14 protein-coding genes are annotated in these 12,735 nt (G+C 55.9%); 5 read left to right on the top strand and 9 right to left on the bottom strand.

Annotated elements, in window-relative coordinates; translation table 11 throughout:
• Positions 1-49 precede the first annotated feature (49 nt).
• From ACR0I0_RS05395 to ACR0I0_RS05385, 3 genes are all read right to left on the bottom strand, one after another.
• The gene (locus tag ACR0I0_RS05395; RefSeq protein WP_171723041.1) at positions 50-697 is read right to left on the bottom strand and encodes an MSMEG_1061 family FMN-dependent PPOX-type flavoprotein; all 648 of its coding nucleotides are present in this window, start codon (positions 695-697) and stop codon (positions 50-52) included.
• Between the two features lie 126 nt (positions 698-823).
• Positions 824-2,230, bottom strand: coding sequence for a type I glutamate--ammonia ligase (gene glnA, locus ACR0I0_RS05390; protein ID WP_171631589.1), 1,407 nt, complete (start codon positions 2,228-2,230; stop codon positions 824-826).
• 41 nt (positions 2,231-2,271) lie between these two features.
• Positions 2,272-2,610 carry a P-II family nitrogen regulator gene (locus tag ACR0I0_RS05385; protein WP_152458342.1) on the bottom strand — a complete coding sequence of 113 codons (339 nt, stop codon included), beginning with the start codon at positions 2,608-2,610 and terminating at the stop codon, positions 2,272-2,274.
• Positions 2,611-2,781: 171 nt separating this feature from the next.
• On the opposite strand from ACR0I0_RS05385, the gene ACR0I0_RS05380 reads away from it, so the two are divergent.
• The 3 genes from ACR0I0_RS05380 to tig all read left to right on the top strand — a co-directional run bounded on the left by ACR0I0_RS05380 (position 2,782) and on the right by tig (position 7,332).
• Positions 2,782-4,383, top strand: coding sequence for an NAD(P)H-hydrate dehydratase (locus ACR0I0_RS05380; RefSeq protein WP_480490472.1), 1,602 nt, complete (start codon positions 2,782-2,784; stop codon positions 4,381-4,383).
• Positions 4,384-4,691: 308 nt separating this feature from the next.
• Entirely contained in the window at positions 4,692-5,816 is a 1,125-nt protein-coding gene (locus tag ACR0I0_RS05375) for a porin (protein WP_171631603.1), read from the top strand.
• 184 nt (positions 5,817-6,000) lie between these two features.
• Positions 6,001-7,332: a trigger factor gene (gene tig / locus ACR0I0_RS05370; RefSeq protein ID WP_171631608.1), complete on the top strand. Its 1,332-nt coding sequence runs from the start codon at positions 6,001-6,003 to the stop codon at positions 7,330-7,332.
• Positions 7,333-7,433: 101 nt separating this feature from the next.
• On the opposite strand, the gene ACR0I0_RS05365 is transcribed toward tig, so the two are convergent.
• The 6 genes from ACR0I0_RS05365 to rpsF all read right to left on the bottom strand — a co-directional run bounded on the left by ACR0I0_RS05365 (position 7,434) and on the right by rpsF (position 11,218).
• The gene (locus ACR0I0_RS05365) at positions 7,434-8,288 is read right to left on the bottom strand and encodes an acyl-homoserine-lactone synthase (RefSeq protein ID WP_171631612.1); all 855 of its coding nucleotides are present in this window, start codon (positions 8,286-8,288) and stop codon (positions 7,434-7,436) included.
• 107 nt (positions 8,289-8,395) lie between these two features.
• Positions 8,396-9,097 carry an autoinducer binding domain-containing protein gene (locus ACR0I0_RS05360; protein ID WP_171631615.1) on the bottom strand — a complete coding sequence of 234 codons (702 nt, stop codon included), beginning with the start codon at positions 9,095-9,097 and terminating at the stop codon, positions 8,396-8,398.
• 236 nt (positions 9,098-9,333) lie between these two features.
• On the bottom strand, positions 9,334-9,819 hold the full coding sequence (locus ACR0I0_RS05355) for a lytic transglycosylase domain-containing protein (protein WP_171723044.1): 486 nt from the start codon (positions 9,817-9,819) through the stop codon (positions 9,334-9,336).
• Between the two features lie 156 nt (positions 9,820-9,975).
• Positions 9,976-10,596 (bottom strand): 50S ribosomal protein L9, encoded by a 621-nt coding sequence (gene rplI, locus ACR0I0_RS05350; protein ID WP_171631623.1) that lies wholly within the window; start codon positions 10,594-10,596, stop codon positions 9,976-9,978.
• A 12-nt stretch (positions 10,597-10,608) separates the two neighbouring features.
• On the bottom strand, positions 10,609-10,836 hold the full coding sequence (gene rpsR / locus ACR0I0_RS05345; protein ID WP_005608650.1) for a 30S ribosomal protein S18: 228 nt from the start codon (positions 10,834-10,836) through the stop codon (positions 10,609-10,611).
• Between the two features lie 28 nt (positions 10,837-10,864).
• On the bottom strand, positions 10,865-11,218 hold the full coding sequence (rpsF, locus tag ACR0I0_RS05340) for a 30S ribosomal protein S6 (RefSeq protein ID WP_152458335.1): 354 nt from the start codon (positions 11,216-11,218) through the stop codon (positions 10,865-10,867).
• 283 nt (positions 11,219-11,501) lie between these two features.
• Between rpsF and ACR0I0_RS05335 the strand changes: the two genes are divergently transcribed.
• The gene (locus ACR0I0_RS05335; protein WP_171167615.1) at positions 11,502-12,020 is read left to right on the top strand and encodes a hypothetical protein; all 519 of its coding nucleotides are present in this window, start codon (positions 11,502-11,504) and stop codon (positions 12,018-12,020) included.
• A gap of 125 nt (positions 12,021-12,145) precedes the next feature.
• A complete protein-coding gene (locus ACR0I0_RS05330) occupies positions 12,146-12,718 on the top strand; it encodes a YceI family protein (protein WP_171631627.1) in 573 nt (190 codons plus the stop codon).
• Positions 12,719-12,735 lie beyond the last annotated feature (17 nt).

Here is a 12,735-nt window from a genome sequence, read left to right as displayed (position 1 = left end):
ATTGAAATCTGCGGTTAGCCTAGCGTGGGCTGCGTCTTGGGCAAAGCGGTTAATAAAGGTCCAGCTCGCCCTTTTTCCTGAGCGTTTCGAACCATTCCTCTGGGGTGGCATTGATGCGGGCGTGTTTCACCATCATCGCATTCATATTTGGCAGATGGGTCGAATCCGGCCAGTCTTTGGGTTGCCACAGATGTGCGCGGATTACACATTTGGGACAGTGTGCAAATGCTGTCGCGACATGGATGAGCAGCGCCAGTTTGGGCGGGTGCCCGTCAATGGCCATGGTTTCAAGCAAACGGGTGTCAGCACAGATACGGGCTGTGCCGCGAATGCGGAGCGTTTCCATCTTGCCCGGAACAAAGAACAGGACGCTGACGCGCGGATCCTTGAGAACATTGTGAAACGTATCCACGCGTTTGTTTCCCGGCCGATCCGGGACTGCGATCAGGGTATCGGACAGCACCTGAACAAAGCCGGGCGGGTCGCCGCGGGGTGACACATCAAGATGCCCGTCGGTGTTGGCCGAAGCGATCAGGCAAAAGGGCGAGGTCGCAATGAAATCGCGACACATCTGATCGAGAGAGGACACCTCCTTGGCGGTGATCTGCGGCAGCGGATGGCCAGAGATCCTCCTCAGCTCCTGTTCGGATGTCACAAGGTTTGAGAATTTCGAGAAAGGTGAGGTATCGCAAGGCATACTGTCGTCTCCGGTCGGGAGTGTTCTCACCAGTCTGTTGGATCAACGGCGGCGCGTCAAACCGTGTGGGCAGACATGACGAGGGCGCCCGAAGGGGCGCCCTGCCAAATCGTTTCCGTACTCAGCTTAGCAGCTGTAGTACATGCCGTACTCCACCGGGTGCGGCGTGTGCTCGTAGGTTTCCACCTCTTCCATCTTGAGCGCGATGTAGCCGTCAATCTGGTCTTTGGTGAACACATCGCCCTGAAGCAGGAAGTCGTGATCGGATGCCAGAGCCTCCAGAGCCTCACGCAGGCTGCCGCAGACGGTCGGGATGTCGGCCAGTTCCTCGGCGGGCAAGTCGTACAGGTTCTTGTCCATCGCCTCGCCGGGGTTGATCTTGTTCTTGATGCCATCAAGACCAGCCATGAGCAGGGCGGCAAACGCCAGATAGGGGTTGGCGGCCGGATCGGGGAAGCGCGCCTCGACACGTTTGGCTTTGGGGCTTTCAGTCCATGGGATACGCACACAACCCGAACGGTTACGTGCGGAATAGGCCCGCAGAACGGGGGCTTCGAAACCTGGGATCAGACGCTTGTAGCTGTTGGTTGCCGGGTTGGTGAAGGCGTTCAGGGTCTTGGCGTGTTTCAGAATGCCGCCGATGAAGTACAGCGCCTCGTCCGACAGGTCGGCATACTTGTCGCCGGCGAACAGCGGCTTGCCATCTTTCCAGATCGACATGTTCACATGCATGCCGGTGCCGTTGTCACCCGCGATCGGCTTGGGCATGAAAGTGGCCGACTTGCCGTAGGCGTGTGCCACGTTGTGGATGACGTACTTGTATTTTTGCAGCTCGTCGGCCTGCTTGGTCAGGCTGTCGAAGATCAGGCCCAGCTCGTGCTGACAGGATGCAACCTCGTGGTGGTGCTTGTCGACCTTCATGCCCAGACGTTTCATGGTCGACAGCATTTCCGAGCGCAGGTCCTGGGCTTCGTCGATGGGGTTGACCGGGAAGTAACCGCCCTTGACGCCCGGGCGATGGCCCATGTTGCCCATCTCATATTCGGTGTCGGTGTTCCACGACGCATCCGTTGCATCAACTTCGAAGGATACCTTGTTGATGCTGTTGGAAAAACGAACGTCATCGAACAGGAAGAATTCAGCTTCGGGACCCATATAGGCAACGTCACCGATACCGCTGGACTTCAGGTAGGCTTCGGCTTTCTGCGCGGTTCCGCGCGGGTCGCGGCCATAGGCTTCACCGGTGTCGGGCTCAACGATAGAGCAGTGCAGACACAGTGTCTTTTCCGCATAAAACGGGTCGATGTAAGCCGAGGTCGTGTCGGCGATCAGTTTCATGTCCGAGTTTTCGATCGACTTCCAGCCTGCAATGGACGAGCCGTCAAACATGAAGCCTTCTTCCAGGAAGTCTTCGTCGACCAGATCGACGTCCACCGTGACGTGTTGCAGCTTGCCGCGCACGTCGGTGAAGCGGATGTCGACATAGGCGACGTCTTCTTCGCGGATTGTATTGAGAACTGCGTCTACGCTCATTCCCTTTGTCCTTTTGATAGATGTGTCAGTAATCGTGTGAGTTAGAGCGCTTCCGAGCCGGTCTCACCGGTCCGGATGCGAATGGCCTGGTCGACGGGCGAGACGAAAATCTTGCCGTCTCCGATCTTGTCGGTTTTGGCGGCCGACACGATGGCTTCGATCGCGGCGTCGACCTGGTCGTCGTCCAATACGACCTCGACTTTAACCTTGGGCAGAAAATCGACGACATACTCGGCGCCGCGATACAGTTCGGTATGGCCTTTCTGGCGACCGAAGCCTTTGACCTCGATGACGCTGAGGCCCTGGACGCCCACATCCTGCAAGGCCTCTTTTACTTCGTCCAGTTTGAACGGCTTGATGATCGCTTCGATCTTTTTCATCCCGGTTCACCTTGAATGGTTGTCTCAGGGGCAGTGATCACGTCTAAGATCGGGCGGCAATGTGATTGCGATATCGTGCAGGTCGGGATGCTTGGAAAAACGGTTGGGTGCTAATTTTTGAGCGACTTGCACAAAAAGTAATCAAAACTGAATCAGGCGCGGGGTGAAAGGATGGAATTGCTGACAGCGGCACAGATGCGGGCCATTGAGCAGGCCGCCATCAAGTCTGGTGACGTGACCGGTCTGGAACTGATGGAGCGGGCCGGCCAGGGTGTTGTTGACGCGATTTTCGAAGAATGGCCCATGTTGGACAGGCGAGGGGCCAGCCCCTCGCGCTCCCCGGGATATTTAGGGCCAGATGAAGAGGATCCGCTGCGCGCAGTGGTGCTGTGCGGACCGGGCAACAATGGGGGTGACGGGTTTGTCGTGGCGCGGCTTTTGCAGAAGCAGGGGTGGGCGGTTGAGGTGTTCCTGTATGGAGACCCGCAAAAGCTGCCTCCGGATGCGCGGGTGAATTATGAGAGATGGGGGGCAAAGAACGAGGTTCGCGTCTTCGCTGTCGACTCCGCCCCGTTGGCGGACGATTTTCTTGGGTTTCCAAAGAGCATTGATCTGGTTGTCGACGGGGCTTTTGGCACGGGTCTCACCCGGCCATTTGCAGGGGCGTTTTCCATGTTGGCCAATGCGCCGGTCAGAGACCTGCTGCGAGATCGAGGCGTAAAGGTCGTTTCAATTGACGCGCCAAGCGGCTTGTGCGCCGACAGTGGTCGCATTCTTGGTCAGGCGATAGTTGCAGACATGACGGTGACGTTTCACAGTAAAAAGCTTGGGCATGTTCTGGGCGATGGTCCGGTGACCTGCGGGACGGTCCGAACCAAGTCGATCGGGCTTGAACCACTGGAAGACGGTCAGATCGTTCACACGACTGAGGCTGACGGGGTGAAGCTTTCGAAAGTTTCGGTTGGCCACAAATACTCACACGGTCATGCTTTGATCCTGTCCGGGGGGGCGGGCAAAACAGGGGCCGCGCGTTTGGCGGCGCGGGGGGCTTTGCGGGTTGGAGCGGGGTTGGTGACGCTGGGTGTGCCGCCGTCTGCGCAGATGGAGGTTGCCAGCCAGATCACGGCCCTTATGTTGCAGCGGGTTGATGGGGCTGATGGATTGTCTGAAATACTTGAGGATACGCGCCTGAATGCGCTCTGCCTGGGGCCTGCGCTGGGATTCGAGCGGGCGCGGGCGCTCGTGTCGATTGTCCTAGCTGCACGGCGGGCGACCGTGTTGGATGCGGATGCTTTGTCAGCTTTTGCCGAGGATCCCGGCGCCCTGATCGCGCGATTGCACGACAAATGCGTACTGACACCGCATGGCGGGGAATTTGCACGGGTATTCCCGGACATTGCCGCGCAGATGAACGCGCAACCGGCCAAAGGCCCGGCGTTTTCCAAGGTGGACGCAACGCGTGCTGCTGCAAAACGGGCTGGGTGCGTAGTTCTGTTCAAGGGCCCGGACACGGTGATCGCTGTGCCGGATGGCCGGTGCGTGGTCAACTTGGCCGTATACGAAAGAGCGGCCCCATGGTTGGCGACGGCCGGGTCCGGTGATGTGCTGGCAGGGTTCATCGCAGGTTTGTTGGCGCGAGGTTTGCCACCAATGCGGTCGGCGGAAACTGCGGCGTGGCTGCATGTGGAATGTGCGCGCCAGTTCGGGCCGGGTTTGATCGCGGAAGATTTGCCGGAACAGGTGCCGGAGGTTTTCAGAAAGTTGAATATTTGAGTTTGTTGGGCGTGGAACGGCTCAATTCACGGCGAGTCGGCGGAAATCCGCCGTCAAGGTTCACATCAATGCAGACCGAATGTTTGCCAGATGCATAGCTGGACGTCACAATTTATTTGCACACTGTGCTTTGGATCTTCGAATGGATTCGTAACCGTATGAAATAAAATGAAAAATAACCAATTTTTCGATATGCCATGTTGCGAATTTGCAATGCTTGCGAGGGAGTGAATGCGGGCCACTGGAACGCTCGCATTTCGTAAACAATTGGACAGTACCTGAAACCCGAACCTTTCATGGTGAGTGAAATGACCCTTAACATCAAACCGATATCAATAGCCGCTGTTCTGACTGCGACGACCGCCATCCCGGCTGTGGCGGAAATGAAGTACGAAAACAATAGTGGCGGATATGTACTGTTGTATGGACAGCTGCACCCCGCCTTGATCTCGGTGGATGACGGACAGGATACCGAGACCCGTGTTCTCGACAACGATCTGTCAAACAGCCGTGTTGGCCTGCGTCTTGTGCAGCCATATGGAAGCAACGAATTCCAGTTTTGGTTCGAAACAGGCCTTGGCCTGCCGGGTTCGGCGTCTGCCGATCAATTCGGAACCAACGCAGATGGATGGAATCGCGAAGACATTCGCCATGTGGACTTCTCGTTGAAAGGTGGCTACGGCAAGTTTTCGGCAGGTCAGGGCAGCATGGTCGCCGATGGCGCCGCAGAGGTTGATCTGTCATATGTCGGAACCGCGCTGTATTCGTTTACCAACGATGAAAATGCAGGGTTCTTCTATCGCGACACGACCGGAATGCTGAGCGGTATTACGGTGGGTGACAGTTCCAGCAACTTTGATGGCGCGCGGCGTGGTCGTGTGCGGTATGATACGCCGTCGTTCAATGGGTTCTCCGCCGGATTCGCTTACGGTCAGAACATTTTGTCCAGCAGCGACGACGACGACTATTATGACGTCGGTCTGTTTTACGAAAACACTTTTGCCGGTGGTGTGGAGTTCGCTGCAGCCGTTGCCTATTCGGTAAGAGATCGGGATAACAATTCGGGGGATCGCAAAGATACGATCGGTTCTGCTTCTGTCCTGCTTCCCAGTGGCCTGGGTTTTACGATTGCGGGCGGTACGCGCGACGATGATCAGGCCGGTGCCACGGATCCGAACTATTGGTACGGTAAGATCTCGTACGAAGGCAACTGGGTGTCCTGGGGCAAGACTGGCGTCGGTATCGACTATTATGATGGCTCGGATTTCCAGAGCAACGGTTCTGACACCAAAGCCTGGGGTATCGCGGTCGTGCAGAAAGTCGAACCGATCAACACGGATGTCTATCTGAAATACCGCAACCACGATTTCGATGACGGCACATCCTTTGACAACAACGAGGCATGGGTTCTGGGCGCACGCTGGAAGTTCTGATTGCCCGGCTGGAACAAGCGCGAACGCCCCGGTTTCCGGGGCGTTCTTTTTTGCGGTTTTGGCGATCAAATACCACTGGATTCAGCCTTTGCCCCTTGCACGTGGGCGGCTGGGCAAATAGAAGGCTTCAAATTTGCCCGGCGCGCCCTTTTTGCGCGCCCCGAATCCTATGGGGACTACCATAATGCAGGTTACCGAGACGCTGAACGAAGGTCTGAAACGTGGCTACAACATCGTTGTGTCAGCAGCCGAGCTGGACGAGAAGGTCAATGAAAAGCTGACCGAGGCGCAGCCGGAAATCGAAATGAAAGGTTTCCGCAAAGGCAAGGTGCCAATGGCGCTGCTGAAAAAGCAGTTTGGCCAGCGCCTGTTGGGCGAGGCGATGCAGGAAACTATCGACGGCGCCATGAACAAGCATTTCGAAGACAGCGGTGATCGCCCCGCGCTTCAGCCCGAGGTCAAGATGACCAATGAGGACTGGAAAGAAGGCGATGACGTGGAAGTCGCCATGTCCTACGAGGCGCTACCAGCGATCCCGGAAGTTGACCTGAAATCGGTCGAGTTGGAAAAGCTGATCGTCAAGGCCGATGACGCCGCCGTCGAAGAGGCGCTAAACAATCTGGCGGAAACCGCTCAGGACTTCAAAGCGCGCCGCAAGGGGTCAAAAGCCAAGGACGGCGACCAGATCGTGTTCGATTTCGTTGGCAAGGTTGACGGCGAAGAATTCGAAGGTGGTTCGGCAGAGGATTACCCGCTGGTTCTGGGCTCGAACAGCTTCATCCCCGGCTTCGAAGATCAACTGATTGGCGTGAAAGCCGAAGAAGTAAAGGACGTCAACGTTACGTTCCCTGAAGAGTACGGTGCCGAGCATCTGGCCGGAAAAGACGCCGTGTTCACCTGCACAATCAAGGAAGTCAAAGAACCGGTTGCTGCGGAAGTGAACGACGAACTGGCCAAAAAATTCGGCGCCGAAGATCTTGAAGCCCTGAAAAGCCAGATCGCAGAGCGCCTGGAAGCTGAATATGCAGGTGCATCTCGCGCCGTGATCAAGCGCGCTTTGCTGGATGCGCTGGACGAGAAGGTGTCGTTCGATCTGCCGCCGTCGCTGGTTGAAGCCGAGGCCAAGCAGATTGCGCATCAACTGTGGCACGAAGAAAACCCAGAAGTCGAAGGCCACGATCATGACCCGATCGAGCCTACGGACGAGCACACCAAGCTGGCCGAGCGCCGCGTGCGCCTGGGCCTGTTGCTGGCTGAACTGGGCCAGAAGGCCGAGGTTGAAGTCACCGACGCTGAGATGACACAGGCAATCATGAACCAGGCACGTCAGTACCCGGGTCAGGAACGTCAGTTCTTTGAGTTCGTTCAGCAGAACGCACAGATGCAACAACAGCTGCGTGCGCCGATCTTTGAAGACAAGGTTGTGGACTACGTTTTGGAGCTGGCTCAGGTCACTGACAAGGAAGTCAGCAAAGACGACCTTAAGAAAGCCGTTGAGGCACTGGAAGAGGAGTAATCCTCTTCCTTCCCTTCATCGGAAGAAGGGACAAAAAAACGGAGCCGCCTGCAATCAGACGGCTCCGCATGGGTGGCTTTTGTATCTATGAGGTGAGGGGGTCAGGCCTCATGAGCAAAAGCACGGGGGGTTTCCAAAAGAGCGGTTTTTTGTTCTGGCGTGAAGGTATCCGTAAGCGCTTCGATCAGCTTGAGGACATCTTTCCGTTCAGCTTCGGTTTTTGCCGCGCTCATCTGTTCCACAAAGTACTTCTCTAGATCGGTGAGTGGTTTGTGATCCTGATTCGCAGGATTCTTGGCTGCGGCTTTCTTCGCGGCAAACAGGGCCAGCGCTTCTTCGTCGTCCATGAAGACGTCATTGTGAATGTCCGCAAATTCACGCAGACCGGCGATACGTTCTTCGGTGCAGTCCAACAAAGCAGCCAATGCGTGAACCTTGCCCATTGGAACCGTCTTGCCGACATAGTCATAAGGCGCGCAATTCGAACGCTTCAGCACCCGATCCATGACCGGATCGATCACGGTGATGATGTCCTGAATACCTGCGTTTTTCGCATATTCCAAAGAACCGATCATCAACTCGCAAGTCGCGTAGGAGACTGAGTTCTTTTCCTTGCCACGCGTGAGGCGTTGGGTGTCTACGCAGAAACGGGTGGATTCCCACATGGTTGCGCTGCGAAGAGGTGCTTCGCCGCAAAGGATCGCCGAGAAGACATCCGACAACATGTGTGGTCCGGTGGTCTGGAGGGCACGCACGGCTGCGACGACATTCCCCTCATCGTCTAGTCCGATTACATATGCCGGGTCCAGTTGATCGAACTCGTCGATTTCTTTTCCGTCTTGAATGTTGACGTCCCATCCCAGGCGCCCACCAAAAACACGTGCTCTCAGCTCGAACATTTCGTCAAGAACTTCGCTGAACATATGTCTGTTCAGGCCATCTACCACGATGATCATTTCTTCCCCCTTCGAGTGGTTGTTCGGTAATTTAGAAGTTACCGGGCCCGGGGAGATTTTCTATTGGGGGTTTCCCGTATTTTGGCGAAATTTGGCGATTTTTTTGTTTAACTTGGGGTAATAAGCCCAATTGCAATCGCGCGGCCAACGGCCTGAGGGGTGGTCAGCGCACTAAGCTTTTCTCGGCTGGAACGCAAGTGCACTTCTACGGTTCGGTGCGAAATGGACAGAATATCGCCGATATCCTGTTGCGATTTCCCCGCTGCAACCCACTGCAATATCTCTGTCTCACGTCTGGAGAGCGTTGGATGATATAGCGCGCTGGTCAATTCGTCTGATGAAACCACGTTGTCATGGATGTGTACTGCCATCGACTGCAAGTCACTGATGACATGCGTATAAAGCTTGCGCCATTCCTCTTTGCTGCAATTGCGCGTTGCGCTCAGCAGGCCGATATCCCCATAGGGGCCGCGCACGGGAATCGTAACGCCTTGGTTCGGCAATCCAAAATCATGGGCATCCCGGAATACACGTTGGAAATCGGGGCTGCGCTCGAGGCGGCTCCAATCCACCGGCGCGATGCTGCGGCGGGCCATGTGGATGGTCGGGTCGATCATGATCAGACCCTGGTTCTGGTAGTGCTTGTTCCAGGCGTCGTCATAGGTCACAAAGCCTGCCACCGTACCGGCGGCCGGGTTCATGCCAGCATATGCAGCATGATCCATATCATGCTTCTCACAGATTTGCCTTAGAAATTCGGTGTATCGAACTTCTGAATCCGGCAGAGTGCTCAGATCGACAATTTCCATGTGGTGCCTACCAGCTGCGGCCCATCTTACAGCCCGATGGTGTCGTCGAGCATGCATATAACACAGAGTGGAACCCGTTTACCTCACCGAACCAGAACACCATAATTTCCTAAACATGACAAGGCGAGGCACTAATTGTCTGCGCAATTCCAAATAATGAGACACTCAATAGAACATTTTTGTCACTATTCGGCAAAAAGTGCTAATTTCACGCAGCTTTCTGACGCTAATCACCGTCAGTTGGCGGGTTTTAGCCCAGTTTCCACCAGCAATCCGCGCGCTTTGGCTTCGGGGTAAAAGCCCTTGGCATAAAGAAATATCGCCCGATCCTGGTTGCCATCAGACAGAAGCCAGGCACCGCGAAGGTATTTCCCTGCAAATTCAAGGTTGGTGTCCGCGTCCAACAAGCCTTTGGCGTTTCCGGTGTACCCCATGGATCGCGCGGTGGCCGGAAGGATTTGCAGCAGTCCATAATAGGGTCGGTTGACTGCCCAGGGGCGATGCGTGCTTTCACGAATGGCAAGCTTGTGAACAAGCTCTCGCGGAAGCTCGTAATGGTCCGCCCATTTGTTGATCGACGCGCGAAGTTCCGGCGTTTCGTTTGGATAGAGCATAGGGTTGAACTGTGATGTTTCGGCCTTGGAGACTTCTCCTGCACCGCAGGCAACCAACGGGGCTGTCAGTAAGAGTGCCAAGAGATTGCGACGGGTGAACGGGGGCATGAGTTTCTCCGGGGTTTCGAGTGGCAATGATATGGCCTGAGTATTTGGCTGCAAGATTATGGATGGAGTTGGGCTGAAATTTGCTGGTTTGTCTCGTAGACAAGAAAAAAGGCCGCGCTGAAGCACGGCCTTTGTTGTGTTCGAAACCTTGCCGGATCAGGCTTTGGCTTCGTCTTCCTCGGCAGGAGCGGCTTCCGGAGCCAGCTCTTCGTCCTCGGATGCGGCCGAGCCGATGTCGTCGAACAGTTCGGCGATCTCGAATTCAGCGGCTGCTTCTTCTTCGGCGGCCAGTTCTTGGATCGATTTGCCCGAGGCCTGAAGCTCGGCTTCTTCTTCCGAACGCGCCACGTTCATCTTGATTTCAACTTCGACTTCGGGGTGCAGCTTGACTGCAACCGAGTGCAGGCCCAGTTCCTTGATCGGATTGACCAGAACAACCTGCTTTTTGTCGACAGTGAAACCAGCTTCGGTTGCGGCGTCAGCGGCGTCACGCGGGGTGACCGAGCCGTACAGAGCACCAGCATCCGATGCCGAGCGAATCACGATGAACTGCTGTCCGTCCAGCTTTTCAGCCAGTGCTTCAGCTTCTTTCTTGGTTTCCAGGTTGCGGGCCTCAAGCTGCGCTTTCTGGGCTTCGAACGACGCGATGTTGGCATCGGACGCGCTCAGGGCTTTGCCCTGGGGCAGCAGGAAGTTGCGGGCGTAGCCGGGCTTGACGTCAACGACGTCGCCCATCTGACCCAGTTTCGCAACGCGTTCCAGAAGGATAACTTGCATGTCAGTCTCTCCTTACTTCACGGCGTAGGGCAGCAGGGCGAGGAAGCGGGCGCGCTTGATAGCACGGGCCAGTTCACGCTGCTTTTTCGCCGAAACGGCGGTGATGCGCGAAGGTACGATCTTGCCACGCTCAGAGATGTAGCGCTGCAGCAGACGGGTGTCTTTGTAGTCGATTTTCGGCGCGTTCTCACCCGAGAACGGGCAGACCTTGCGGCGGCGGAAAAATGGTTTTGCGGCCATGGTTTAGTGTCCTTTCCTCAGGCGGTGATCAACGACGCTCGCGGCGGTCGCCACGTTCGTCACGCTTCTGCATCTGAACCGACGGGCCGTCTTCGTGACCGTCAACCTTGATGGTCAGAACGCGCATGACGTCATCATGCAGGCGCATCAGGCGTTCCATTTCCTGCACCGCGCCCGAGGGGGCATCGGTTTTCAGAAAGGCATAGTGGCCCTTGCGGTTCTTGTTGATCTTGTAGGCCATCGTCTTGACGCCCCAGTACTCGCTATCAACCAGCTTGCCGCCGTTGTCAGCCAGAACGGTGCCGAAATGTTCGACGAGGCTTTCCGCCTGCGCGTTGGACAGATCCTGACGCGCGATCATTACATGCTCATACAGTGGCATGTGCACTCCTGTTTATGTCAAGGCGCATTTCATAGGCGGGGCCATCCGGTCCTTCGCGACCCTGCCACGAGAGGCTGCGCGATTCATCTGATTGCGAAGGATGGCCCCGTATACACGTTTGAACCGCAGGAGCAAGCCCCGCCACATATGCCTTTGAGACGCCGCCCAATTTCCTTTGGGCCGCCCAAATGCTGACGCTTTTCGGCTCAAAGTTGTTTTGCATACCGGACGTTACCCGGACCAAACAGAAAATCGACAGTAACCTGATAAAAGGTGAAGTGTTATGACCGCGACCAATACAAACACATACCGGGAAGAGGCGGCAGGCTCGCGCTTTGAGCATTCGGTGCCGGTAATGATTGCCTTCGCGCCAAACTGGAAGGCCCGTTTGATCCTGGCGCGGTTGGTCGGAGCGTTCCTGATCTTTTCGGCGTTTTCGATGTGGCTGATGCCGGGTTCGATCGTGGGTGCAGATGTCTGGCCGATCAAGATGGTGGCATCCATGCTGTTTCTGATCGTCGGTGTCAGTTTGCTGACGATCGAAGTACTTGATCAGCGCCCGGATGCCTATTTCGATCCGATCCGCCGCGAAGTCCGTGTTCTGCAAAAGAACGAAGACGGACGCCCTCAGACGGTGCTGCGCCGCAGCTATGAATCGCTGGGTGGTGCGCGTTTTGAGGAAAACGAAGTCCACTTGTTTGATGTGGATGGGAGCCTTTTGATGAAGCTGCCCCTTGAATCGGCGGATGTCAGCCGAGCGTTGAAAGGGCAACTGAGCAAGAGCGTAACAATTTTCGGCTGAACTTTATTCTGTTCAAAAAGGAACAGATGTTGTGACTCGAAAAAGGTTGTGTGCCGCCGACAGGCGGCACATTTTGTTTGTGAGCAACCCAGACGGTTTGCATTCACAAAAACGCGGAGATTGTTATGAAATCCACCCTTCTTGCTGCTGCACTGGCCGTATCGGCGACCACGGCATTCGCCAGCGCCGAGAAATACGTGCTGGACCCGAGCCACAGCCAGGTTGTCTTCAGCTATGACCACCTGGGCTTTTCAACCACAACCGGCATGTTCTCGGGCTTTGAGGGCGAGATCATGTTCGATCAGGAAAATCCCGCCGCCTCCAGCGTGAGCGTGTCGATGCCGGTATTGGAGATGCTCACCGGTTGGAAGCCACGTGAAGATCACTTCATGACCGAGGATTTCTTTGGTGCGACCGAGGGCGATCTGATCACCTTTACCTCGACGGGTATCGAAGTGACCGGTGAAGACACGGCCAAGATCACCGGCGACCTCACCATGAACGGCGTGACCAAATCCGTTGTTCTGGATGCCAAACTGAACAAGGTTGACACCCACCCGATGGCAAACAAGCCATGGGCCGGTTTCAACGCCACCACGACCCTTGTCCGCAGTGAATTTGATCTGGGCCAGTTCGCACCGTTTGTAAGTGACGAAGTGCAGGTGCAGATCTCGGTCGAAGCGCAAAAAGCCGAATAAGCGCAAGACAACGAACA

Source organism: Ruegeria sp. AG6 (genome assembly GCF_056541565.1).
This window is presented reverse-complemented; position numbering and strand designations above follow the sequence as displayed.